The following is a 23308-nucleotide window of genomic DNA, read 5'->3' on the forward strand; positions in this document are numbered from 1 at the left end:
AACATCAGCAAAACTTAAACTGACCCACTACCCGTTGGTGGGGCGTGTGAGCCCCGCGCGCTCATCCCGAGCGAAGCGGGGGATCTCCCGCCTTGGGACTAGAATGTTGGGGAACTCCAATCGAGGTGACTTATGCGCAAATTGATCGCCCTCGCAGTCATGTTGGCCATCGCCGCTCCCGCGTTCGCGCAGAAGAAAGAACAGGAACGCCTGCAGGAAGCGGGCACGGTGATGAAGGAGATCCTCAACATTCCGGAGGGAATCCCACAGAGCATTCTCAATAAAGCGGAGTGTGTGATCGTGTTCCCATCAGTGTTGAAGGTTGCCATCGGCATTGGCGGCAGCTACGGCCGCGGCGCCATCACCTGCCGGACCGGCAAGAACCACAGTGGCCCGTGGAGCGCACCGGCCATGATGGCGCTGGAAGGCGGGAATATCGGGATTCAGCTCGGAGGACAAGCCACCGACTTCGTGTTGCTGGTGATGAACGATCGCGGCGCCGACTCCGTTCTCTCCAGCAAAATCAAGCTGGGCGCTGATGCCGCCGCGGCCGCAGGTCCGAAAGGCCGCGATGCCGCTGCCGCGACCGATATCGTCATGCGCGCCGAGATCCTCAGCTACTCACGCTCGCGCGGCCTGTTTGCCGGCGTATCGCTGGAGGGGTCCACGCTCCGCTCCGACGGCGGCGCCAACCAGAATCTTTATGGCAAGAAGCTCGACGCGCGCGACATCGTGCAGGGGGGCAAGGTCGGAACGCCGCCAGCGGGCAGGGAACTGATCGGCGTGCTCAGCCACAAATCTCCCAAGCGCTCGAAGTGAAGATTGGTTTTCGGTTAACGGTTTTCGGTTATCGGTCTTAATCGGTGCCGACAACCGTAAACCGACAACCGTGAACCGATAACCAGATGCACATTCGCGCCGGATTCCGCGCCGTGGTTCGCCGGCCCGCGCTCGCGCTGGGCGAGATCGCCTGGCGATGGGCATTCGGGGCAGCAGCGTGGACGCTGGTCATCATCGCCATCCGACGCATCCTTGCGCACGTGGATATCACCCAGGCCGAACTGCTGCTCGCCCGTCACAGCGATGTTTTTCTGATCGCCGATGCCGGTGCGCACATCATTGTCCAGGTCCTGCCGCAGTTGGCGCGCGAGTGCCTGGTGCTGGCGCCTGCGATCGCCGTGCTGTGGATCGCCGCCGCCACCCTTGGCCGCGCCATCACCTTACAATCCCTTTTTTCGACAATTGTCATCCCGAGTGAGGACGCGCCGGCCGACCCGCGTGCCCTGCGCTTGAGCGACGCAGGCGCGTCCGAGCCGAGGGACCTGCATTTCGGCCCTCTCCTGGCGCTAAACTTCATGCGCGCCGTCTTCACGCTGGCTGCCCTGATCGCCTTCCTCGGCGCGCTGTTCCTCACCGGCCTCGCGATGCCGGTCCAGAATCCCGCCGCCGCTGCGCTGGTCGGCATCCTGGTTGCCGCGCTGATTGGATTTTTCTGGTCGGTGGTGAACTGGTTCCTGGCGCTTGCCCCCATCTGGATCGTGCGCGAGGGCCACCCGGCGCTCCGATCCATCGCCGATTCCGTGGATTTTTACCGCCGCGTTCCCGGTCCGTACGTCGGCATTGCATCCTGCTTCGGATTGTTGCGCGCCGCCGCGCTGGTCGCGGCATTCGTTGCCGCCCTCCTCGCCAGCCAGGCCAGCGCGGCGAAGTCGATCGCACTCTGCTTGGTCATCGCTCTGATTTACTTCGCCGTCGCCGATTTCCTGTACATCGCGCGCCTGGCGGCATTGGTAGCATTGGACGAGAGCTCTCAGCCATCAGCCATCAGCTCTCAGGCCATAGCCCCGGCACCCGAGCCGATCATCAAGCTGCCTTCCGAGGCTGACAGCTGATAGCTGAGCGCTGAATTTGCTACCCTGATCCTGACCAGGCGCTTTACTCCGCCTCGGACATCTGAGACATTACAAAGTGGAACCTCAATCCATCGTCATCCTCGACTTCGGTTCGCAGTACACGCAGCTCATTGCGCGCCGTATCCGCGAGCAGAATGTTTTCTCCGTCGTGCTCCCCTGCACCGCTTCCCTGCAAGAGATCAAGAAGTGCGGTCCGGTGGGCATCATTTTGTCCGGCGGCCCCTCCTCGGTGTACGACAAGGATGCGCCGCCGGCGGACAATCGGGTCCTGGGGATCGGCGTGCCCATGCTCGGCATCTGTTACGGGCTGCAATACATGGCGCACGCTCTCGGGGGTAAAGTCGTACCTGGCGACAAGCGTGAATACGGCCATGCCGACGTCAAGCTTGAGAACGATTCGCCGTTGTTCAAAGACATACCGCGCAAGATCAAGGTCTGGATGTCGCACGGGGATCATGCCCTTGAGCTGCCCTCCGGATTCCACTCGGTCGCGCGCAGCGCCACCGCGCTGGCTGCCATGGAAGACCCCGCCCGCCGCTACTACGCCGTGCAGTTCCACCCCGAAGTTCACCACACGCCGCAGGGCACGGCGATCCTGAAGAATTTTGTCTTCGATATTTGCGGCGCCGAGCCCAACTGGACGGCGCAGCGCTTCATTGACGAGACCGTGGCGAACGTCCGAAAGACGGTGGGCCCGCACGCGCACGCCATCTGCGCGCTCTCCGGCGGGGTGGACTCATCGGTGGCGGCCACGCTGGTGGCGCGCGCCATCGGCGAGCGTCTGACCTGCGTCTTCGTCAATAACGGCGTGCTGCGCAAGAACGAATTTGAAAAGGTGCAGCACAACCTGCGCCGTCTCGGTCTCCAGGTCGTCGCCGTGGACGCCTCGCGCCGCTTCCTCGCCAAGCTGGCCGGCGTGGCCGACCCGGAGAAAAAGCGCCGCATCATCGGCAACGAGTTCATCGCGGTCTTCGAAGAGCAGGCACTGAAGATCGTCGTCCGCGACCGGCGCAAAACCGCCCATAAGGAACCGGAATTCCTGGTCCAGGGAACGCTCTACCCCGACGTCATTGAATCGCGCTCCGTACGCGGCCCTTCGCAGACCATCAAGTCGCACCACAACGTCGGCGGGCTGCCGGAAAAAATGCGGCTCAAGCTGATCGAACCGCTGAAGGACTTGTTCAAAGACGAGGTCCGCCGCATTGGCCGCGATCTCGGCATGCCCGAGGAAATTCTTCAGCGCCAGCCGTTCCCCGGGCCCGGACTGGCGGTGCGCATCCTGGGCGAGGTCACTGCCGAGCGCATTGCCATTCTTCAGGAAGCCGACGACGTGGTGGTCAGCGAGATCAAGGCCGCCGGCTTGTACACCAAAATCTGGCAGGCTTTTGCCGTGCTGCTGCCGGTCATGTCGGTGGGCGTGATGGGCGACCAGCGCACCTACGCTTACACCTGCGCCGTCCGCGCCGTGCACTCCGAAGACGGCATGACCGCCGACGTTGTCGAACTTCCGTGGGAGGTCATCAAGCGCATTGCCACGCGCCTGGTGAACGAAGTGAAGGGCATCAATCGGGTGGTTTATGACGTAACGTCGAAGCCTCCCGGAACGATTGAGTGGGAATAGCCGCTAAAGCATAAGGGTTATCGGTTCACAGTTGTCGGTTCTCGAACCGCGCGCAAGGCCGGATAACCGAGAACCGAAAACCGAGAACCGATAACCGAGAATCTTGCTCAGCCGGTGGCGCGCTCGGCCTTCTCGCTCACCAGCCAGTCCATGGCTTCCTCGCGCGTCTTGAAGGCGGGGAACTCGCGCGCCGAAAACGAGACCAGGTTGTGATAGTAGACGTCCGGCAGGTCCTCCACCCCGACGATGGCCGACCGCAGCACGTGCGCCCGATTGTAGGTTGCGGTGATCTTCATCTGATCGGCCGCTTGCCGGTTGAAGTGCGCGCCGGTGAAGTCGGCGAGCGTCAGCAAGGAATGCGGCGGCTCAGCGGCAATTGTCAATTTTGCCTGTTCGAAGACTTCGAGAAGTTCGTTGGGCCCGCAGCCCGTGCAATCCAGCAGCAAGATGCGGTGACCATCGTGATCGAAAAACCGGACGCGCTCCATCGCACACCTCCGGCGAAAAGGCTGGAACTTGCGTGAACTCCGCGCGCGGCCGCGCCCCACGCGCCTGCCGCAGCGTTCCCCGCTGTATACACCCGCACCGGCGGCGAGGCAAGTCATTGGGGAGAAAAACATTTCTTAATCGGTGGTTTGCGTTTTGTGATTGAAAACTCTTGCCAACCCTGCTCCGGATGACGGCTGAAACAGAAGGGCGCGGCAGCCACGCCGCGCCCCACCACTCGCCACTCAGCGTGGTTGCTACGCTTTCGCCATTTCCGCCTGCACTCCGTACATGTCGAACCACGGTGTCGCTGCCTTCAGCTTCTCATTGACGTTGTTGATGTTCTTCACGCCCTCGTCCTGCAGCCACTTGCGGAACGCCTCGGCGCCCTGCTTGGCGTAAATCGGAATGCCCTCTTTCCAGGTGGCGCGGCCGCAGAGCACGCCGTTGAACTTGACACCCGCTTCCGCCGCCGTTTCCAACCCCTCGGTGAACTCGGCGTTGCTCACCCCCGCCGACAGGTAGATGAACGGCTTGGTGGCCGCCCGTGCCGCGTCGCGGAAGTGGTTGATCGCCTCCTGCTTGGAGTAGGCTTTCTGGCCCGCGTAGCAGCGCGCGCCCTCGACGTACTTCATATTGACCGGCACTTCCACCTTCATCACATCCACGCCGTAGCGGTCCTTGGTGAACTCGGCCATGGAGCCTTTCACGACCTCCGGCTTCCGCTTGGCGAACTCGAATCCCTTTTCGTCCATGTCGCCTTCGTAGCCCACGAATTCGAGGAAAAACGGGATGTCGTTGGCGCGGCATTCGTCACCGATGCGCTCCACCCAGGCATGCTTCTGATCGTTAATGTTCTTGGGATCAAAGGGAGTGTAGTAGAGCAGGATCTTGCAGCAGTCGGCGCCATGTTCCTTCAGCCGGCGCACCGACCAGTGGTCCAGCAGGTCGGGCAAGCGGCCGGCACCCGTCTTGTCGTACCCCGTCTTCTCGTAGGCCAGCAGGAGTCCCGCATTGCGGCTGCGGCGTTTCGACGCGGGCAGCCCCCACTCGGGATCCAGCAGGATGGCGCTGGCATGGGGCGTGAGAACTTCGGTCACCAAGGCCTTGAACTCTTCCATGTCGCGGTCGGTGATCTCGCCGCCTTTTTCCTTGGCGAGGGATTTCTTCAGCGAGCCACGCTGGTCCATGGCCGCCGCGGCAATGATCCCGCGCTCGGTCGAAACTGCTTTCAGTCCGGACAACTTTCCAGGAGTCAACTTCACGCGACACCTCCTCAGGTGCTTGGTAACGATCGATGACAAAAGGTCTGATACTGCAAACCGGACATTCTACCGCGTGACCTACTGCCGCAACAGCAGATTGCTGAGCACCGCCTGCTGTTTCGCGATCAGCGATTCCACGCCGTGTTTGGCCAACTCGATCATGCGCCTGAGTTGCGCGTCGTCGAAGGCGCGTTGTTCGGCCGTTGCCTGCACCTCGACCATTTTCTTGGCGCCGGTCATGACGAAGTTCATGTCCACCTCGGCGCGCGAGTCTTCTTCGTAGCTGAGGTCGAGCATGATCTCTCCATCCACCATGCCCACGCTGGTGGCGGCGACGAAGTCTCGAATCGGCGCATGGGTCAGCGTGCCGGCTTCCACCAGCTTTTGCATGGCCAGGCCGAGCGCCACAAACGCGCCGGTGATCGAGGCCGTCCGCGTGCCGCCGTCCGCCTGGATGACGTCGCAATCGATCCAGATGGTGCGCTCACCGAGCCGGGCAAGGTCCACCACCGCCCGCAATGACCTGCCGATCAGGCGCTGAATCTCATGCGTCCGCCCGCCGACGCGTCCCCGCGCCGACTCGCGCGGCGAGCGCGTCAGGGTGGAGCGCGGCAGCATGCCGTACTCGCTGGTGATCCATCCCTTGCCGCCGTTGCGCATCCACGAGGGCACCGATTCCTCGACCGACGCGGTGCAGATCACGCGCGTGTTGCCCAGTTCGATCAGCGCGGAGCCTTCGGCGGTGGAGATGAAGTCAGGGACGATATTGACGGGGCGCATCTGCTCCGGCGTGCGGTTATCGCTGCGATAAACCATGGGGTTTGAATTGTAAATCAGTGCTTGAGGCTGGTGGGATTGGTGGTTGGTAATTTGTAGTTTGTGATTGGCAATTTGCCGGAGCCTGCTGGTGGCCTGAATTGTGTCAGCCCCAAATGGACCGGGAGGAAAAACGCCATTGTAGGCGCACGTCCGAAATTACAAATTACAAATTACCAATTGCAAATTACTTTGCCGCCCGCTCCTGCCCGGGATAGTACCCGCTGCGGGTACGCACCATCAGGTGCTTGTATCCGGGCGCGTGCGCGTCCACTTTGATGGTGCGATATCCGCCCTGCGCCTGCGGGCGGACCGGCTTGTACCCGATCGTGTATTGGTTGCGGATATCGTGGGCCACCGACTGGGTGATGGAATCAACCTCGCCGAGGTTCTTGGGGAAGAAAGCGATCCCTCCGGTCTGTTCGGCCATCTCGGTCAGGGCGCGGCGGGCGCGGCGCTGTTTTTCTTCGCCGAGCAGGCCGACGGTATAGACCGTCGGTCCATTCTCAGCCTGCAGCCGCCGGATGGCCTGCTCCAGCGACTCGCGGCTGGCGTTGTCCTCGCCGTCGGTCACTACCAGCAGAACCTTCTTGTCGAGGCGGGCATTTTTCTTCAAATGCTCGGCGGAAGCGACCACCGCGTCATACAGCGCGGTGCCGCCGCGCGACTCGATGCGGGACAGAGCTTCCTGCAACTGCGGAATCTGGTTGGTGAAGTCCTGGTCGAGGTAGTACTCGTCGTTGAAATTCACCACGCAGACTTCGTCTTGGGGATTGCTGGAACGCACCAGGTTGACGGCCGCCTGGTTCACCTGCGGGCGCTTGTCGCGCATCGAGCCGGAGTTGTCAATTACGATTCCCAGCGCCACCGGGATGTCTTCGCGGCGGAATGAGGTGATCTGCTGCGGCGCTCCATCCTCGAATACCTGGAAATCGTTTTTCGTGAGGCCGGTGACCAGGCGGTGCTTGTCGTCAAGCACGGTGGCGTGCAGGACGACTTCCTCCACCTGCTTCTTGAATACGAAAACGCCGTTGTCCTCGCGCGACGGCTCCTGTCCCTGCGGCCTGCCTGCGGGCGCCTGGACGGTGTTGCCCGGCTGATTGGGCGCATCCCCGGGCAGCGGCTCGGCGGCTCCCGGCGGCTGGCCGGAACCCTGCGCCGGTGGCCGGGCGGGCGCCTCACCGGGATAAGACGAGGTTTGCGCCCCCAGCCAAACACTCAGCGCAATCAGGGACACGAGCAGGAGCAGGAACCTATTCCGTGGGAGCATAGTAACCCGTTTTCGCATACACATGCAGAGGCGGCAGGCCTTTGGGTGGATTCAGTTTTACCTTCACCTTGCGCCATTTGCCATCGTGCCCTGGTTTCTTTGGACGGTACCCAAGCACATATTGGTTGCGTAGCTCGACGCCTATCTTGGTCGCCACGTCGGCCAGCTCGTTTGGGTTATCAATGGTAAATGTCCGCCCGCCGGTCACATCGGTGATCGAGGCCAGCATGGTCGGGCCCATGCGCTCCTCTTCGGTCCGCGGGGTCGAGTCGAAGATGCCGATGGCGTAAATCTGAACATCGGCCTCTTTCACCAGGTTCTTGATCTCGCTTTCCGTATAGCGGCTGTGGTTGTCGCCGCCGTCGGAAATGATGAGCAGCGCCTTCTTCTGCTGGTGCGCGTGGCGCATCTTGCTCAGGCCCAGGTAAATCGCGTCCAGCAAGGCGGTGCGGCCCTTGGGAATGATGGTAACCAGCTTGCCCTGGATGTCTTCCACCGATGAGGTGAAGTCGCTGAGCATCTCGGGCCGTTCCGAGAAGGCGATGATGAAGAATTCGTCCTGCGGGTTGGCGGTTCGGAAAAACTCGACCACGGCCTCCCGCGACTTCTCGATCTTGTTGCTCATGCTCCCGCTCATGTCGAAAATGACGCCCAGCGAAAGCGGCGCGTCTTCGCTGGAAAAGTGCCGGATTTCCTGCTTCTCGCCGTTTTCGAAGAGCTCAAAATTGTCGCGCTCCAGGCCCGTGACCAGCCGGTTCATCGGGTCGGTGATGGTCGCGGGGATCAGCACCAGGTCCACGTCCACCCGCATGGGTTTAGTGTGAGTCTTCAGCGCCGGGTCAGCCGACTTGGCCGCCAGCGCCGTGTCGGACGGCTTGGCGTGTGGCTGGATGTGAACTTCGTCCTGGTTTTGTGCCAACCCGCCAGGGACGAATATCAGCGCCGCCACCAACAGGAACGCGAGCAGCCGTAAGTATCGGGAGGGATGCGACGGATCTGCGGCCGATGGTGACTGAGTCAGGAGCACAGTCTGAAGAGGATGCGTCGCCATGCGGCGAGACCCGCATTGGCTGCTGCGGCGGGTCATAGTGCCTCGTGTGGTTCGATGGTACCACAGGCGGGCGAACCGGATTTTCCCTCGCGCGCTCCAGCCACGACCTGCCCGGGACGAGTTCAGACGGATTACAATCGGCGGCATGGAGATCGCACCCTTTTCTGCTTTCCGGTATGACTCGATGAGAGTCTCCATCGGCGATGTGGTTACGCAGCCCTACGACAAGATTTCGCCGGAGATGCAGGCGCGCTACTACCAGGCCAGCCCCTTCAACCTGGTGCGGATCATCCTGGGGAATCCGGACGTGGAACAGCCTGACGTCTACCAGGCTGCGGCGGCGCATTTTGCGTCGTGGCGCGAGCAGGGCATCCTGCGCGCCGATCCTGAACCGTCCTTGTACGCGTATTCCCAGCGCTTCATGGTTTCCGGGACCGGTGAGGAGACCGAGCGCCGCGGGTTCATTGCGCTCGGCCGTATTCATGACTATTCCGAGGGTGTGGTCTTTCGTCACGAGCGAACCCTGGCCAAGCCCAAGCAGGACCGGTTGAATCTGTTGCGTGCCACCCGCGCGCAATTCGAGCAGCTTTTCATGGTCTACAGCGATCCGCGCGGCGAAGTGGACGGCCTCCTGCAGACGACCGCACCGCCGGACATTGACGTGCGCGATGAATACAACGTCCAGCACCGCATGTGGCGCATCTCCAGCCGCGAGACGATCCGCCGCGTGGCGGCCCTGATGGCGGACAAGAAGACCATCATCGCCGATGGCCACCATCGCTACGAAACCGCTCAGGACTACCGCGACGAGCGCGCCGCGGCCGCTCGCGGCAAAGGCGATGCGCCCTACGATTACGTGGTGATGACCTTCGTCAACATGGACGCGCCCGGGCTGGTGATCCTGCCTACCCACCGCGTGGTGAGCGGCCTGTCCGGTTTCGATAAAGACCTCTTCCTGCGCAGCGCCTTCCCATACTTCGGCGTTGAGCAGGCCGCCACCACCGATCCGGCCGGCCTGGTCGCTCTCCTCCAACATGCCGGGCAGCAGGGGACCGCTTTCGTCGCGGTGATAGGACACGAGGCATTTCTGCTGCGCGCTCGCTCGGGCGCCGCCGATGCGGTGCTGGCGGCAGTATCGGCACGCCAGCGCCAACTCGACTTAGTGCACCTCCACAAAGTCCTGCTCGAACACGTCATGGGAATTTCGGAAGAAGCGATTCGCCAGCAGCAGAACATCAAGTACGTGCGGGAGGCAGGCGACGCCATCCGCCAGGCGCAGGCAGGAGCCAACGTCGCCTTTCTGGTAAATCCGGTACGCATTGACCAGGTGCGCGATATCGCTTTCGCCGGCGAAGTCCTGCCGCAAAAGTCCACCGACTTCTATCCCAAGTCCCGAGTCAGTCCCGAGCCGCGGGTCGATTTTCGGTCTTTGTTCTCGCGACTCGCGACTCAGGGCTCGGGACTATTCTCGCGCATGTTCGAGAGTTGGGGAGAAGTACCTGCCGCATTAGTTCGGCAGATGGATTGGAGGAATTCGCTCGATGGGTGCATCGGCCTTGAAGATTACACCCATGCACCCTTTTCTACGACTGGGGTCGTTCGTTGAGATCGATGCCATAGATCAGGAAGTTGGCAGCGGTGAGTTCGGAAGTTTGCGATAGCTAATATGCGGCTGGTGCGAACTCGATGCCTCCTACTTGATCCTCGTCCCGTGCCCGCATTAGCGCGGCAAATTCGGAAGGTGCGCTACCCGGGAGACGCGGACATTGTCGGTCGAGTCACCGCTGTTACCGCGCGCATTCCGGAATCCACGCGCAACCCCCAAGAGGACCCCCAAGCTTGAATTCTTGGCAGCTGACCCGTATCGTTGCCGGATCGTGGGCTACGCTAGGCCCCCTCAGCAAGAGACAGGTTCTGATGGTCGCCAAACTGATGGGTTTCCGGATGATTCCAAATCATTTTGAAGTGTTCCTTCCACTTGACGGACACTTCTGAATTGTCACCTAGGACCAACATTGGAGTCTTACCGCCGATGGTACCTTCTGCTGCCGTGGCCGTGGCAAACGGATAAGGCTCGATGAAAAGGAGCTTGTCTGTTATCAACACGAACGCAAAAGGCGGGAGGTCGTAGCAGCGGGACTCGACTCTGTCTGGAGCGGCTCTCCGCAACTGCTCAAGCCATTTGCCGCTGTTGCGAATGTCCGACTTCGTCGGGTGATAGGGTTCTAGGCCTTTCCTTATCTCAGCCCATTCACACTCCGGACATAGCAGGAGAACCCTGAGTTTGCATTGTCCTGGATCGTCAGTCATGCGCTTCCACAGAATCCTTCCGATTTCTGCATCAGAACGAAAGAAACCGGGTGCCGCGACGCACGCAACTAGGATTTCGCCCCGCCTAGTCTCAAGCTGCTCTGTAATGGCCTCCCTGATTCTCTCGGAAGCGCGCTGTCCATGGTCATCACCATAGCGCAAGAGAATATCCTCGACTTTCAGTTCGTGTCCTGCTTTCAACAGCCCGAAATGTGTCTCCAGAAACCTAAGGATAGACTCGAGTTCCTGCAGAAGGGACTGATGGAGTAGATGCTCGACACCCAGCGCAACAAAAGAAGAGATGGCGAGAGCGATCGAGAATTCTGTACCCAGCCTAACGAGACCGAACTGCTCGTATCGCGAGAGAACTGCGGCACTTGCAATTCCCACTGCACCAAAAAAGAGGACCTTCCAAAACAAAGATCCACGTATTTTGCCGAACCGATCGCGAATTGTCATACTTACCTCCGTCTGGTTACCGGAACCTACTTCAGGAAGCCAACCCCGCCATTCGCTGATACGATCTCCGTCCGCAAGGATGTGCTAACGCTGTCGCGTCGTGCCGTCACGTACCACATCCTTGAGCAGAACCGCGTTCGGCCCCTGCCAGGAACGCTCAAAGTGGTTAGTTACATATTGACCGTAAATATCCTCGCTGTTTTCAGTCCGCGCCACCTCGAGCGTAAACGTCTTGAACGCTTCCGTCTGGTAGGTATATGGGTTCAGTAGCAACCTTTCTGGAGTAAAAAGCATAAATACGGTGGGCGCGCCTCGATAAAATCGAATGCTCTCCTTGCTGATGCCCCAGTCCTGGGTGATCGTATTCACCGACTCCCAGATCTCGTTTGCAATTGACCCCTTTTCCCTAACCTCCTGCTGTTCCCGCAAGTTGCTAACGTCTGGGTCCGTCATGAGAATCCGCCAGGTGATGGTCTTTGCTTTGTGTTGGAGAAGAAGGGATACCTTCTGCGGGGCGACTCTTATGACGCCCATGAAGGACGAGCAGACAACACTGATAGAGTCCGCTTCCTTTTCAAGGACGGGGTAGAAACCGTTGAGTGCGTCTGTGCGGTTCTTGTATGCATTTCTAATTCCCATCGCATCAATCGTCTGCAGCAACCGAATCGCAAATGATACCGGGGTGCGTCCAGAATCCCACCTGGTCTCGCCCAGTAAATCGCCAAGGTCTACCGGAGCCTTCTCTTTTGCAATCTGCTTCAATCTGAGAAGGGTTCTCACATCAGGCGTCGTGACACCCTGTTCCCATGAACTGAGCGTTTGTCGTTTGACGCCAAGGTGCCGCGCGAAGTCTTCTTGCGTGTAGTCGAGACGAACACGTGTCTCTTTGAGTTGTTCGCCGAACTCCTTCACCTTCACGAGAAGCAGATCATTCTCGCTATTGGTTGCTTGTTGTTTGCGTTTTACCATCTACATTTCCCTCCGCAGAAAATTAATCATGTCCGGTGGATAAGTCAATATTCAATTTACAAACAATGCCGGTGGGACCCACCCATGGAATGTATAGATAATCAAACGACCGGAATCAACATGTAAGGAAAACTGAACGTCCCTGCAGGTCTGTTTGTTTGGCGTTAATTCTCCAAGGGGCTGTCCAATCGCACACTAACCCTTGTTAAAGGACGAGTAGCGCCAAACTACTTCGTCACGCTTGAAACTTGACATCACAACTCTTGTTGATCACTGTCGGTGCTAGATCCCCGGCCTGATCGAACCCCTCAGTGCCGGATCTTGCATGGATGAAGGAAATTGTTTAGGTGCTCGCAGCACTCTGCCGATGGTCACTTCGAGCACGTCATGGGAATTTCGGAAGAAGCGATTCGCCAGCAGCAGAACATCAAGTACGTGCGTGAGGCAGGCGACGCCATCCGCCAGGCGCAGGCAGGAGCCAACGTCGCCTTTCTGGTAAATCCGGTACGCATTGACCAGGTGCGCGATATCGCTTTCGCCGGCGAAGTCCTGCCGCAAAAGTCCACCGACTTCTATCCCACGATATACGCAATGGAGTAAAGAAGTCGCGAGTCCCGAGTGCCGAGACGCGAGCCTCAAAGCACCGGGACTCGGGACTGGGTTAAGATTCTCAACACAGGTGAAATCCTGGAACCAGGTCGTCGCGATTGTGCTCACGATCGCAGCGCTCGCCGCCACCGCCGCCGACGACAAGCGCCTGAGCATCTACACGCCGCAGTCCTCCTACGCCGTCAACGTGCTGGACCGCGACGGCCACGAGTACGTGCCGCTGCTCGATGTCCTCGCATCGCTGGGGTCGGCCGGCGCCTACCAAGCCGGCGACAAGTGGAAGCTGCAGTTCAGCGGCACCGAATCGGAATTTAAGACCGGCAAAACCAAGGCCAAAGTCAATCGCAAGAATCTCCAACTGTCGGCTCCGTTCGTCATCGAGAACGGGCGCGGCCTGGTGCCGCTGCACTCCCTTGCGGCCGTGCTGGGTCGCCTGGTGCCGGTCGCGGTGGATGTCAGGGAGCCGGCCAGGCGCGTGTTCATAGGCGGTGCGGCCACGCATTTCACCGCCGAATTGCAGCCCGCCGGGGCGAAGCTGGTTTTGCATTTTTCCGCCCCGGTGAACCCCGCCATCGCAACCGAACCCGGCAGGCTGCGCATGATCTTTTCGCGCGAGCCCGTGGTTGCGCCCGCCGGCACGCAGGCCTTTGACGACAAGGTCATTCGGGCGGTGAACTTTTCCGAGCACGATGGCGTGGCGGAACTGCTGATTCACTCCGGCGCACCGGTCCTGGCCACCTTCAGCGACCAGAATCGCACCATCACCATTGCGCCCGCCCCGCAATTGCGCGCGCAGGCCCCCGCCCCTTTACCGCCCTCGGCCGCGCCCTCGCCGCCGCCCCCAGCTTCGCCCACTGCCCCTGCGCCCGTGCAGGTTGCTCCGGAAGCGGCGCAGGTCACTCACCCCCGCGCCACCGTGGTGATTGATCCTGGCCACGGCGGCGACGATCGCGGCGCGGCGCTCTCGGCAACGCTGGCGGAAAAGGACGTCACGCTCGCCTGGGCGCGTCGCCTGCGCGCGGCCCTTGAGCAGAAGGGAATTCCGGCGGCGCTATTGCGCGATGCCGACAACGCGCTCACCTCCGACCAGCGCGCGGCGATCGCCAATGCGGCACGCCCGCTGGTGTTCATCACCTTACACGCCGGAACCACCGGGTCGGGGGTGCGTGTTTATACCGCCCACCTCGGCGAGAGCGCGCCGCGCGCCGGCAGCTTTCTTCCCTGGGACACGGCCCAGAGCGCCTTTCTCGACGGCAGCCGCGCGCTGGCGGGCAGCGTGGTGGCGGAAATCACCAAGCGTGAGATTCCGGTGGCCACGGCGCCAGTCATGCTGCGGCCGCTGAACAACATTGCGGCGTCGGCCATCGCCATCGAAATCATGCCGCCGGCGACCGACGTCGCGGGGCTGACCAGCGCTGCCTACCAGCAGACGGTCTGCGCCGCCATCGCCGAAGGCGTTGCCGGGTCGACCAAGCCGGTGGTATCACGGGCGGGCGCGGCGGGAGGTTTGCGATGACCCCGCGGGTCAAGATCGCGCTGGCGGTCCTGGTCATCCTGGTCGCGGCGATGGGCTACTACGCCCTCCGGCTGAAGCGCCAGGCGGAAAGGCTGCCGATCCGTGCCTTCGATACGCGACCCATCGCGCCGCCGATTTCCGGTCCTACCGAACGCGTCACGTTGTACATCGCCAGCGATCGCGACGGCATGCTGCACCGGCAGGACGCGGCCATCGGCGTGCCCGGCGACCCCAGCGAACGTGCCCGGCAGCTCCTGCGCACGCTGCTGTCGGTGTACCTGGAAAAAAACTCGCCCCATCCGCTGGGCAGCGGCGCCGACATCAAGTACGTATTCCTGGTCAAGCCCAACATGGCGATCGTGGACGCCAACGCTGCTTTTGCCGACACGCACCGCTCCGGCATCCTGGTGGAGCAACTCACGGTCGCCTCCATCGCGCAAACCCTGGCGGCGAATTTGCCCGGCACCATCCGCATCAAGATTCTGGTCGAAGGCAAGGAGCGCGAGACCCTCGCCGGCCATGCCGATCTTGCCGACTTCTACGACACCGCTGCCGGCGACCAGTTTCCGGTGGCGCAGTAGCTGTTAGCCATTAGCCATCACGCTCACCAGCGAATCGGCAATCTTCAATCCGCAATCGCAATTGACTCCGCTCCCCGCCTCTCTTACCCTGTCGAGTGCCTCCCATGACGCTCCAACAAGCCTTCCGCCTGCGTGTCGCCGAGGACATCACGGAGCTGGTCGGCGAAACGCCGCTGCTGCACCTGCGGAAACTTCCGCCGCCCGGTGTTGCCGACGTCTATGCCAAGCTCGAATACCTGAACCCCGGCGGCAGCATTAAAGACCGCGCCGCCATTGGCATCATCAAGCGCGCCGAGGCCGAAGGGCGCCTGCATTCCGGTTCGACCATCCTGGAAGCGACCGCGGGCAACACCGGCATCGGGCTGGCGCTGATCGGCGTCAATCGCGGCTACCGCGTCATCGTCTGCATTCCGCAGAAATTCGCCAAGGAAAAAGTCGTGCTCATGCAGGCGCTGGGCGCGGAGGTGATTCGCACTCCCGACGACGAAGGCATGGCGGGCGCTATCCACCGCGCCGAGGAACTCGCGGCCAAGATTCCGGGCTCCTTCATGGCCGGCCAGTTTTCCAACCAGGCCAATCCCGACTACCACTACGAAACCACCGCCCGCGAAATGTGGGAGCAGATGCAGGAGAAGGTGGACGCGGTGGTGCTCGGCGCCGGAACCGGCGGCACATTCACCGGCGTGGCGCGATTCGTGAAAGAGCGCAACCCGCGCGCTCAGGCGTACCTGGTTGAATCCCAGGGATCCATCTACGGCGGCGGCCAGCCCGGCGACCACAAGGTCGAGGGTATCGGTTCCAGCTTCATTCCGCAGACTGCCGACATGAAGCTGGCCGACGGCGTCATCATGGCGAAAGATCCTGACGCATTTGAGATGACTCGCCGCCTGGCGCGCGAGGAAGGAGTCTTCGCCGGCTCCAGCGGCGGCGCCGCCGTTTGGGCCACGATTGAAGTCGCGAAAAAATTGGGCGCCGGCAAGCGCGTCGTCACCGTGATCCCTGACAGCGCGGAGCGCTATCTCTCGAAAAACATTTTCGAAGGACCGTAGAAGAATTTGTAATTGGTAATTTGTAATTTGCAATTTTTCTGATGTCGCGTGCGCCGTGGAAATTGCAAATTACAAATTGCAAATCCGTCCGGAATCACAAATCATGTCCAAAACTGATCGTCGCGGCTTTTCCACCCTCGCCATCCACGCCGGACAAGAGCCCGAGCCTCTCACCGGCGCCGTCTCCTTCCCAATCTTTGCAACTTCGACGTATGTGCAGGACGAACTCGGCAAACCGCGTCTCGGCTACGAATACGCGCGCGTCACCAATCCCACCCGCGACCGCCTGCAGGAAAGCCTGGCGGCGCTGGAAGGCGGCGCCTGGTCGCGCGTCTTCGCCAGCGGTATGGCAGCCATCAACGCCATCTGCACCACGATGAAAGCCGGCGACCACCTCGTCTGCTCCCACAACGTCTATGGCGGCGTGCCGCGCCTGTTCAACCAGATCCTCACCAACTACGGACTCGAGTTCACCTACGTTGACACCTCCGACCTGCGCGCGGTGGAGCAAGCCATCCGCAAAAACACGCGCTACGTGCACGTCGAGACTCCGACCAACCCGCTGATGACGATCAGCGACATCCCGGCGATCTGCGATCTTGCGCACCGCCGCCGCGCCGAAGTAATCGTAGACAACACCTTCATGTCGCCGTTCTTCCAGCGACCAATTGAGCTCGGCGCCGACATGGTGGTGCACTCCACCACCAAGTTTCTCAACGGCCACAGTGACGGCCTCGGCGGCGTGGTGGTGTGCACGACCAACGAGCAGGCCGAGCAGCTTGCGTTTATTCAGAAGTCGGCGGGGGCGATCATGTCGCCGTTTGAGTGCTGGCTGGTGCTGCGGGGAGTGAAAACGCTGGGCGTCCGCATGCAGCGCCACGACGAAAACGGACGCCGCATCGCCGAATACCTTGCCGGCCACAAGAAAGTGAAAGCGGTCTTCTATCCCGGACTGCACAGCCATCCGCAACACGACCTGGCAAAGCGTCAGATGTCCGGCTATGGCTCCATGATTACCCTGGAAACCGGCTCTCTCGGCAATGCCAAGCGCATGCTGAAGAAATCCAAGGGCACGCTGTCGTTGGGCGAGTCGCTGGGTGGGGTCGAGACCCTCATCTCGCACCCGGCGACCATGACCCACGCCGCGCTCGGCGAGAAGGGTAGACGCGCCATCGGCATCACCGACGGCATGGTCCGCATTTCGGTGGGCATCGAAGACGTGGAGGACATCATCGCGGATTTGGAAATCGCTCTTACCGCAATCTGACTCTTGCTCAGTCGTGTTGGAACTCAGTGCTGCAGTGGCCAGTGGTCAGTCAAAACCGGGATTCTTGCTGGCCACTGACCACTAGCCACTGACCACTTGCTGAAACTGAAACTGAAACTTACTTCCTGAAATGCTGCAAGATCGCTTCCGCCTGCGGTTTGCTCACCACTGCCGACAGTGCCGCCGCGTCCGCGTCTTTCACCGCCTGCACGCTCCCGAAATGCTGCAATAGACGCCGCGTCGTTCTCTCTCCGACTCCCGGTATTTCCAGCAGTACCGTGCTGCGGTCGCGCATCTCACGGCGTTTGCGGTGGAAAGTTACGGCGAAGCGGTGCGCCTCGTCGCGAATCAACTGGACCAGGTGCAGCACCGGCGAGTGGTGGTCCAGCACCACCGGCTCATCCTCCTGCCCGTGGACGTAGATAATCTCCTCGCGCTTGGCGATTGCGGCCAGCGGCTGGTTGGTGATCTCCAGCGACTCCAGCGCCTCGGCGGCGGCGTGCAGTTGCCCGACGCCGCCATCGACCAGCACCAGGCTCGGCAGCTTCGCCTTGTCCTCCAGGACGCGTTTGTAGCGGCGCGTCACCACCTCGCGCATCGAGGCGAAATCGTCCACCCCCTCCACCGAGCGAATGATGAACTTGCGGTAGTCGCTCTTCTTCATCCTGCCGTCTTCCCACACCACCATGGACGCGACCGTCTCCGCGCCTTGGATATGCGAGATGTCAAAGCATTCGATCCGGCGCGGCATTTCCGGCAGCGTGAGCGCGTCCTGCAACGTCTCCTGGATCACCTTCGCGGCCGGCTTCATTACCCGGAAGCGCTGGTCGAACGACTGCTTCGCGTTCTGGCCGGCCAGGTCAATGAGCGACCGCTTCTCGCCGCGCTGCGGAACCGTGATGTGCACCTTGTGCCCGCAGTTTTCCGAGACCAGCTCTTCCAGGCTCTGGCGATCTTCGAAGTCCACCGGCACGAAGATCTCGCGCGGGACGTACTGCTGGTCAATGTAGACCTGCTTCAGCAGCGCGGAGAAGAACTCGCCCGGCGTGAATTCGCCACTTTCGCCCGCCAGCGTGGCCGGCAGGTCTTCCCAGAAAAATTCCCGGCGATCGAGCACCCGCCCGCCGCGCATGTGAAACAGGTTCACCGCCAGCATCTGGTTTTCCCAGTGGAAGCCGAACACGTCGGCGTCGCTGCCCTCGACCGCCGCCATGCGCTGCTTGTCCTGCAACTGTTCGACGGTGGAGATCAAATCGCGGTACTTGCCCGCCAACTCGTACTGCTGGTTCTCCGCGGCGGCTTCCATGCGGCCTCGCAGCGAGCGCGAGAGCTCCGTCTGCCGGCCTTCCAGGAACAACTTCACGTCGCGCACCGCCTCGTCGTACGCCGCGGGCGTGGTCAGCCCCTGCACGCACGGTCCCAGGCAGCGCCCGATGTAGTACTGCAGGCAGGCACGCGGGTGAAACCGGTTCAGGTCCACCTTACAGCTCGGAATCAGGAAGTGCCGGTGGATCAGGTCCACGATCCGGTAGGCCAGGTTGGCAGGGAAGTACGGGCCGTAATACTGGCTCCCGTCCTTCTTCAACCTTCGCGTGACATATACCCGCGGAAAGCGTTCGCCCAGCGTGAGTTTCACGTACGGATAAGTCTTGTCGTCGCGCAGCAGAATGTTGAAGCGCGGCTTCTTCTGCTTGATTAAATTGTTCTCGAGCGCCAGCGCTTCCTTCTCGTTGTCCACGACGATGTAGTCAACGTCCACCGCCTCGCGCAGCAGGCTGCCCGTCTTGGCGTCTTCCGCCCGGCCCTCGACAAAGTAGCTGCGCACCCGGCTGCGCAGGTTCTTGGCCTTGCCGACGTAGATCACCTCGCCCTCGGCGTTCTTGTACAGGTACACGCCGGCCTGGAGGGGGAGGCTGCGGATTTTTGCCAGCAGATCCACGGGAGCGTTTAGGGAGGGCAGGAGCCTTTACCTGAATGTTAGCAGACCTGCGGCCCGGTAAAAATTCTACGGGCGCGCCCAGGATTGCCTGCCCGGGGTTCATGCCGGTATGAGCGCGACAATGCAAGTCAAAGAAAACTCACTAGTTCCGAGATAACTTAGCGGAAAAGTAAATGGCAGGGCGCTTGCTCTTTCCTGGGCGTCGTCACGTCGCGTGCGGCACTATGGATCGCAGCCTGATTGCGCAAATGCAGCCGAGCTGCCGCAAACATTAAGGAGTTCTCCCCCATGAAAAGAATTTCCGTTTTCGCCTTGGTAATCGCCGCCAGCCTACCGCTCAGCGTTGGCTGCGCCACCAAGAAGTACGTGCGCAACGAAACCGCGCCCACCATCAACAAAGTCAATGAACTCGACGACCTGACGGCCAAGAACACGCGCGACATCAGGGACGTTGATTCGCGCGCCCAGCAGGGAATCCAGTCGGTGCAGGCCGCCGCTGCCGCTGCCGATCAAAAGGCCTTGAGCGCCGGCCAGTCCGCCGACCAGGCCCAGAACATGGCAAACCAGGCCGCCAATCGCGCCGACAGCCTCACCGGCGTCGTCGCCAACCTGGATAATTATCGTCCCGTGACCGAGACGGCCGTGAACTTCGGCTTCGACAAGTTCAACCTGACGTCCAAGGCGAAGCAGGCGCTGGATGAACTCGGCGCCGACCTGCCCAATGCCAAGCACTACATCGTGGTGGTGGACGGCAACACCGACTCGGTCGGTTCCGCCGACTACAACTACGTGCTCAGCAAGCGCCGCGCCGACTCTGTGATCGAGTACCTGGTGACCAAGTATCAGATCCCGGCGCATAAGATTTACCTCATCGGCTTGGGTAAGGATAAGCCGGTGGCGGAGAACAGCAACACCGCCGGGCGCGCGAAGAACCGCCGTGTGGATGTCCGCCTGATGACCAACATGATCGATCAGGCGCCCACCTCGGCTTCCAGCAGCGTTCCGCAGCAGCAGTAAGCGGTTTTTCCCTGCCCTGGACCCTGGCAACCGGCCGTCCGCCCCCCCACGGACGGCTTTTTTTGTAGCTGGTAGTTCGTAGCTGGGAAGTCGGGCCTGAAATTGTCATGTGTTGGGGATTCCGGCGGGGGGACGAATACTATCGGGCGAGCCCAAGGTCTAAAGTGGCAATCAACTCAGCCGCGGAGCGGCGGTATTCGTTAGCCCAGCGCGGAAGCGCTGGGAAGGCTGGAACATTGAAGCGAGCGCCAGCGGCGCGACACCTACCCGCTACTTCTGCGAGCCCGCGGGGTTTAGAATCGTTGAGATGCTGCGTTTGCTCGCATTTCAGGTGTTGTGTGCAGTCGTGCTGTTCTGCGCAGCGGCGGTTGCGCAGCAACCCGAATCCCAACTCCCCGACGCTCCCCAACAGCAGCCCCAGGCGCAGCCACCACAGGCTCCGCCGCCTTCCGATGAGCAGCCCAAGGAAGAAAAGAAGCCGGAATCGAAGATTAAGCGGACCCTGAAGCGGGGCGCGCCAAACTGTATTCACATTGGCGGCGCGGAAAAATGCAAGGCGCCCAGCGCGGATGACGATGAGGCCGGCAGCGAGCCACCGGCGCCGCAGCAACCGAAGGTGCCGAACAGCCAACCGCTCCCGCGCTCTTCCTATCCGGAGGAAAGCTCCAGCAAGGATTCGGTTCCGCTGACCCCGCCTGCGGGCGAGGAAGGCAGCGCTCCCGCCTCCGACGTGCAGGAGTTTCATCCCTACAATCCGCATAAGGCCGACAAGAACGTCGAGGTCGGCGACTTCTACTTCAAGCGCAACAACTATCGCGCCGCCGAATCGCGTTATGCGGAAGCGTTGGACTACATGCCGAACCACGCCGTCGCGACCTACAAGCTCGCCGAGGCGCAGGAAAAGCTGGGGAAGGCAGCGCTGGCGCGCGCCAATTACGAAAAGTATCTGAAGATTCTGCCCAGCGGTGAGTTCGCGGGCCCGGCCAAGGCAGCGGTGGCCCGCCTGGATGCGCAGGCGAAAGGATCGCCGCCTACTTCTCCACCCGTTCAAAAACGCCGGTAGACGCGTCGACCGCCACCCTGAGCTTGGCCTCCGCAGGACTGCTTCCGTAGATCACGTGCCAGGTCAGCTTGTTCTCCTGCGGATTCCAGTCGAGCAAGTAAATGACGGGCTGGTTCGGATTCGCCTTGATCAGCTTTTCGCCGCCGTGCTGCTGCGCCGCCTCGTACGCCTTATCGGAGTCAATCTTGAGGAACGCGGAGTCGAACACCTGCGTGGAACTATTGCTCGGGCTGTAGGTGTCTTCCACGCCGGAACTGACTCCGGGCGAAGGCGCGTCTGCGGAGTGCACGCCGGACCAGAGGAAACCCTTGAGGGAGCGCCGCGTCGGCGAAGCGAAACCGGCGCGCCAGATCGCTGCCTTTCCGTCCGTGCCGGTGTAGTCCTTGAACAGTTCGGATTGCAGCCGATACGGACGTGCGTCGGGCGCCCAGAGATGCGCCGTCGTGTACATTTTCTGGAAGGCTTCACGCCCGGTATGGGCGACGGTTGCGGGTTCTTCTTTCTTGGCCGGCGCAGGCGCGGAGGAAGCGCCGGGTTTGCCGCCTTCGCAGGCGGCCAGGATCATTAAGATTGCGAACGGCAGTATCAATCGGAACTTGCTCATCGTGCATCCTCAAAGGCCGCCACGGCGCACATAATCCGCAGCCGCCAACCGGGCAAAACCATTATTGTAATAGACGTGAGGGAACGCTGAATGGATTTCTACCTGCAACGCGCACTCGACGCCGTCGAACGGGAAACCCGCGGCATGCCGGCCGAGCAACTGGCGTGGCATCGCGAGGGCAAATGGAGCGCGGCACAAGTCCTCGAACATTTGTCGCTGGCCTTTAGCAGCACCAGCAAGGCGATGGAGCGCGCGCTGGAACAAGGCCGCCCGGCAAAGAAAAGAGCGACCGCGCGCCAATGGGTCGCCACCCTCGTCGTGGTGAAGTTCGGATATTTTCCTTCAGGGCGGCAAGCGCCGGAATGGACGCTCCCTCGCGGCCTGGAAGCAGCCCGTGCGGTCGAGACCATCCGCACCGCGCTTATCGAAATGGACGCAAAGATTGGCGAGGCGCAGGCAAAACTTGGCAAGGGCATGGTCGCGGTGCACCCGATTATCGGGCCCCTGACCGCAAGCCAATGGCGCAAGTTCCACTGGGAGCACACGCGCCATCACATGAAGCAGATCGCGGCACTGCGAGAGCAGTACCGCACCGCTAAATGGTGATTGCGATCATTGGAGTTCATGATGGGCTCCGCGGAAAAACTAACCACGGATGCCCGCAGATGAACACGGATAAGAAAAAGAAAAAGCAATCCGTGTGAATCTGTGTAGATCCGTGGTGAATTCTTAATACTTCACAATTGCAGTGAAGGATTTCGGGTCGAGGCTGGCGCCGCCGACCAGCGCGCCGTCAATTTCAGATTGCGACATCAGCGCTTTGGCGTTGTCCGGCTTGACGCTGCCGCCGTAGAGAATGCGCAGGTTGTCGGCTGCGCTCTGGCCGAAGGCCTTGGCCGCCTCGGCACGGATCACGCCGTGCGCGTCGGCGGCGATGGCGGGAGTCGCGGTCTTTCCCGTGCCGATGGCCCACACCGGTTCGTAAGCAACAATGATGGGCGCGGCTTTGTCGCCGGAAATGGTGCGGAACGCGCCCGTTATCTGCCGGCGAAGGACTTCTTCGGTCAGGCCGGCCTCGCGCTCCTGCAAGACTTCGCCCACGCAGACGATGGGGACCAGTCCGGCTTCGAGCGCGGCCAGCAGCTTGCGATTCACCGTGTCGTCGGTTTCGCCGAAGTACTGGCGGCGCTCGGAGTGGCCGATGATGACGTGCGTGCATCCCGCGGCCTGGATCATGCGGGCGGAAATTTCACCGGTGAAGGCGCCTTCCTTTTCCCAGTACATGTTTTGCGCGCCGATCTGGACATTGGAGTGGCGCGCCGCCTGCACGGCCGTCGGAATGTCCACGAACGGCGGGCAGAGGACGATCTCGTCGCGGTTGTGTCCGGAAACCTCGCGGAGGAAAGCCTGGATGAAGTTGAAGGTTTCGTCCGGGGTCTTGAACATCTTCCAGTTGGCGGCAATAACTTTTTTTCGCATAAAGAAGCTATCAGCTTTCAGCTA

Annotated in this window: 22 protein-coding genes; 12 read left to right on the forward strand and 10 right to left on the reverse strand. The window is 61.3% G+C overall.

The annotated features are described in order from the left end of the window. Window positions 1-132: 132 nt before the first annotated feature. From LAN70_09480 to guaA, 3 genes are all read left to right on the forward strand, one after another. Window positions 133-819 (forward strand): lipid-binding SYLF domain-containing protein, encoded by a 687-nt coding sequence (locus LAN70_09480; GenBank protein ID MBZ5511386.1) that lies wholly within the window; start codon window positions 133-135, stop codon window positions 817-819. Window positions 820-905: 86 nt separating this feature from the next. After that, on the forward strand, window positions 906-1892 hold the full coding sequence (locus LAN70_09485) for a hypothetical protein (protein MBZ5511387.1): 987 nt from the start codon (window positions 906-908) through the stop codon (window positions 1890-1892). Between the two features lie 76 nt (window positions 1893-1968). Continuing rightward, window positions 1969-3534, forward strand: a complete 1566-nt coding sequence (gene guaA, locus LAN70_09490) for a glutamine-hydrolyzing GMP synthase (protein MBZ5511388.1) — start codon at window positions 1969-1971, stop codon at window positions 3532-3534. Between the two features lie 107 nt (window positions 3535-3641). Here guaA and LAN70_09495 read toward each other — a convergent pair whose 3' ends face one another. The 5 genes from LAN70_09495 to LAN70_09515 all read right to left on the reverse strand — a co-directional run bounded on the left by LAN70_09495 (window position 3642) and on the right by LAN70_09515 (window position 8422). Further along, a complete protein-coding gene (locus tag LAN70_09495) occupies window positions 3642-4022 on the reverse strand; it encodes a hypothetical protein (protein MBZ5511389.1) in 381 nt (126 codons plus the stop codon). 255 nt (window positions 4023-4277) lie between these two features. Then, the gene (locus tag LAN70_09500; GenBank protein MBZ5511390.1) at window positions 4278-5285 is read right to left on the reverse strand and encodes a tagatose 1,6-diphosphate aldolase; all 1008 of its coding nucleotides are present in this window, start codon (window positions 5283-5285) and stop codon (window positions 4278-4280) included. 78 nt (window positions 5286-5363) lie between these two features. Beyond that, window positions 5364-6101 carry a ribonuclease PH gene (rph, locus tag LAN70_09505; protein ID MBZ5511391.1) on the reverse strand — a complete coding sequence of 246 codons (738 nt, stop codon included), beginning with the start codon at window positions 6099-6101 and terminating at the stop codon, window positions 5364-5366. Between the two features lie 187 nt (window positions 6102-6288). Beyond that, a complete protein-coding gene (locus LAN70_09510) occupies window positions 6289-7371 on the reverse strand; it encodes a VWA domain-containing protein (protein MBZ5511392.1) in 1083 nt (360 codons plus the stop codon). Then, window positions 7355-8422, reverse strand: coding sequence for a VWA domain-containing protein (locus LAN70_09515; protein MBZ5511393.1), 1068 nt, complete (start codon window positions 8420-8422; stop codon window positions 7355-7357). Before LAN70_09515 ends, LAN70_09510 begins: the two co-directional genes overlap by 17 nt. A gap of 145 nt (window positions 8423-8567) precedes the next feature. Between LAN70_09515 and LAN70_09520 the strand changes: the two genes are divergently transcribed. Next, window positions 8568-10028 (forward strand): DUF1015 domain-containing protein, encoded by a 1461-nt coding sequence (locus tag LAN70_09520; protein MBZ5511394.1) that lies wholly within the window; start codon window positions 8568-8570, stop codon window positions 10026-10028. Between the two features lie 281 nt (window positions 10029-10309). Here LAN70_09520 and LAN70_09525 read toward each other — a convergent pair whose 3' ends face one another. Together LAN70_09525 and LAN70_09530 are read right to left on the reverse strand one after the other, a co-directional pair. Further along, window positions 10310-11191: a hypothetical protein gene (locus tag LAN70_09525; protein ID MBZ5511395.1), complete on the reverse strand. Its 882-nt coding sequence runs from the start codon at window positions 11189-11191 to the stop codon at window positions 10310-10312. 84 nt (window positions 11192-11275) lie between these two features. Further along, the gene (locus LAN70_09530; protein MBZ5511396.1) at window positions 11276-12160 is read right to left on the reverse strand and encodes a helix-turn-helix domain-containing protein; all 885 of its coding nucleotides are present in this window, start codon (window positions 12158-12160) and stop codon (window positions 11276-11278) included. A 387-nt stretch (window positions 12161-12547) separates the two neighbouring features. Here LAN70_09530 and LAN70_09535 point away from each other — a divergent pair, with 387 nt between their 5' ends. The 5 genes from LAN70_09535 (at window position 12548) to LAN70_09555 (ending at window position 17182) form a co-directional block, all read left to right on the forward strand. Then, complete coding sequence (locus LAN70_09535) at window positions 12548-12760, forward strand: hypothetical protein (GenBank protein ID MBZ5511397.1); 213 nt, start codon at window positions 12548-12550, stop codon at window positions 12758-12760. Window positions 12761-12839: 79 nt separating this feature from the next. Next, the gene (locus LAN70_09540) at window positions 12840-14285 is read left to right on the forward strand and encodes an N-acetylmuramoyl-L-alanine amidase (protein ID MBZ5511398.1); all 1446 of its coding nucleotides are present in this window, start codon (window positions 12840-12842) and stop codon (window positions 14283-14285) included. Continuing rightward, on the forward strand, window positions 14282-14866 hold the full coding sequence (locus tag LAN70_09545; protein MBZ5511399.1) for a GerMN domain-containing protein: 585 nt from the start codon (window positions 14282-14284) through the stop codon (window positions 14864-14866). Before LAN70_09540 ends, LAN70_09545 begins: the two co-directional genes overlap by 4 nt. Before the next feature lie 104 nt (window positions 14867-14970). Continuing rightward, window positions 14971-15915, forward strand: coding sequence for a cysteine synthase A (gene cysK / locus LAN70_09550; protein ID MBZ5511400.1), 945 nt, complete (start codon window positions 14971-14973; stop codon window positions 15913-15915). A gap of 103 nt (window positions 15916-16018) precedes the next feature. Further along, window positions 16019-17182, forward strand: coding sequence for a PLP-dependent aspartate aminotransferase family protein (locus LAN70_09555; protein ID MBZ5511401.1), 1164 nt, complete (start codon window positions 16019-16021; stop codon window positions 17180-17182). 118 nt (window positions 17183-17300) lie between these two features. Here the strand turns inward: LAN70_09555 and uvrC are convergent, their stop codons facing one another. Next, window positions 17301-19121, reverse strand: coding sequence for an excinuclease ABC subunit UvrC (uvrC, locus tag LAN70_09560; protein ID MBZ5511402.1), 1821 nt, complete (start codon window positions 19119-19121; stop codon window positions 17301-17303). 288 nt (window positions 19122-19409) lie between these two features. Between uvrC and LAN70_09565 the strand changes: the two genes are divergently transcribed. Continuing rightward, on the forward strand, window positions 19410-20138 hold the full coding sequence (locus tag LAN70_09565) for an OmpA family protein (protein ID MBZ5511403.1): 729 nt from the start codon (window positions 19410-19412) through the stop codon (window positions 20136-20138). Between the two features lie 307 nt (window positions 20139-20445). Further along, entirely contained in the window at window positions 20446-21201 is a 756-nt protein-coding gene (locus LAN70_09570) for a hypothetical protein (protein MBZ5511404.1), read from the forward strand. Here the strand turns inward: LAN70_09570 and LAN70_09575 are convergent. Further along, window positions 21170-21805: a hypothetical protein gene (locus LAN70_09575; GenBank protein MBZ5511405.1), complete on the reverse strand. Its 636-nt coding sequence runs from the start codon at window positions 21803-21805 to the stop codon at window positions 21170-21172. The genes LAN70_09570 and LAN70_09575 overlap by 32 nt on opposite strands. 90 nt (window positions 21806-21895) lie before the next feature. Here LAN70_09575 and LAN70_09580 point away from each other — a divergent pair, with 90 nt between their 5' ends. Further along, the gene (locus tag LAN70_09580) at window positions 21896-22411 is read left to right on the forward strand and encodes a DUF1569 domain-containing protein (protein ID MBZ5511406.1); all 516 of its coding nucleotides are present in this window, start codon (window positions 21896-21898) and stop codon (window positions 22409-22411) included. A 123-nt stretch (window positions 22412-22534) separates the two neighbouring features. On the opposite strand, the gene tpiA is transcribed toward LAN70_09580, so the two are convergent. Continuing rightward, window positions 22535-23284: a triose-phosphate isomerase gene (gene tpiA / locus LAN70_09585; GenBank protein MBZ5511407.1), complete on the reverse strand. Its 750-nt coding sequence runs from the start codon at window positions 23282-23284 to the stop codon at window positions 22535-22537. Between the last annotated feature and the right edge of the window lie 24 nt (window positions 23285-23308).

Source organism: Terriglobia bacterium (genome assembly GCA_020072845.1).
Classification (GTDB): domain Bacteria; phylum Acidobacteriota; class Terriglobia; order Terriglobales; family Acidobacteriaceae; genus JAIQGF01.

Excerpts from the sequence above, each read along its gene's own strand:
- LAN70_09480 (MBZ5511386.1), top strand. The coding sequence starts at position 133 with ATGCGCAAATTGATCGCCCTCGCAGTCATGTTGGCCATCGCCGCTCCC.
- LAN70_09485 (MBZ5511387.1), top strand. The coding sequence starts at position 906 with ATGCACATTCGCGCCGGATTCCGCGCCGTGGTTCGCCGGCCCGCGCTC.
- LAN70_09495 (MBZ5511389.1), bottom strand. The coding sequence starts at position 4,022 with ATGGAGCGCGTCCGGTTTTTCGATCACGATGGTCACCGCATCTTGCTG.
- rph (MBZ5511391.1), bottom strand. The coding sequence starts at position 6,101 with ATGGTTTATCGCAGCGATAACCGCACGCCGGAGCAGATGCGCCCCGTC.
- LAN70_09510 (MBZ5511392.1), bottom strand. The coding sequence starts at position 7,371 with ATGCTCCCACGGAATAGGTTCCTGCTCCTGCTCGTGTCCCTGATTGCG.
- LAN70_09515 (MBZ5511393.1), bottom strand. The coding sequence starts at position 8,422 with ATGGCGACGCATCCTCTTCAGACTGTGCTCCTGACTCAGTCACCATCG.
- LAN70_09520 (MBZ5511394.1), top strand. The coding sequence starts at position 8,568 with ATGGAGATCGCACCCTTTTCTGCTTTCCGGTATGACTCGATGAGAGTC.
- LAN70_09525 (MBZ5511395.1), bottom strand. The coding sequence starts at position 11,191 with ATGACAATTCGCGATCGGTTCGGCAAAATACGTGGATCTTTGTTTTGG.
- LAN70_09530 (MBZ5511396.1), bottom strand. The coding sequence starts at position 12,160 with ATGGTAAAACGCAAACAACAAGCAACCAATAGCGAGAATGATCTGCTT.
- LAN70_09535 (MBZ5511397.1), top strand. The coding sequence starts at position 12,548 with ATGGGAATTTCGGAAGAAGCGATTCGCCAGCAGCAGAACATCAAGTAC.
- LAN70_09545 (MBZ5511399.1), top strand. The coding sequence starts at position 14,282 with ATGACCCCGCGGGTCAAGATCGCGCTGGCGGTCCTGGTCATCCTGGTC.
- cysK (MBZ5511400.1), top strand. The coding sequence starts at position 14,971 with ATGACGCTCCAACAAGCCTTCCGCCTGCGTGTCGCCGAGGACATCACG.
- LAN70_09555 (MBZ5511401.1), top strand. The coding sequence starts at position 16,019 with ATGTCCAAAACTGATCGTCGCGGCTTTTCCACCCTCGCCATCCACGCC.
- LAN70_09565 (MBZ5511403.1), top strand. The coding sequence starts at position 19,410 with ATGAAAAGAATTTCCGTTTTCGCCTTGGTAATCGCCGCCAGCCTACCG.
- LAN70_09570 (MBZ5511404.1), top strand. The coding sequence starts at position 20,446 with ATGCTGCGTTTGCTCGCATTTCAGGTGTTGTGTGCAGTCGTGCTGTTC.
- LAN70_09575 (MBZ5511405.1), bottom strand. The coding sequence starts at position 21,805 with ATGAGCAAGTTCCGATTGATACTGCCGTTCGCAATCTTAATGATCCTG.
- LAN70_09580 (MBZ5511406.1), top strand. The coding sequence starts at position 21,896 with ATGGATTTCTACCTGCAACGCGCACTCGACGCCGTCGAACGGGAAACC.
- tpiA (MBZ5511407.1), bottom strand. The coding sequence starts at position 23,284 with ATGCGAAAAAAAGTTATTGCCGCCAACTGGAAGATGTTCAAGACCCCG.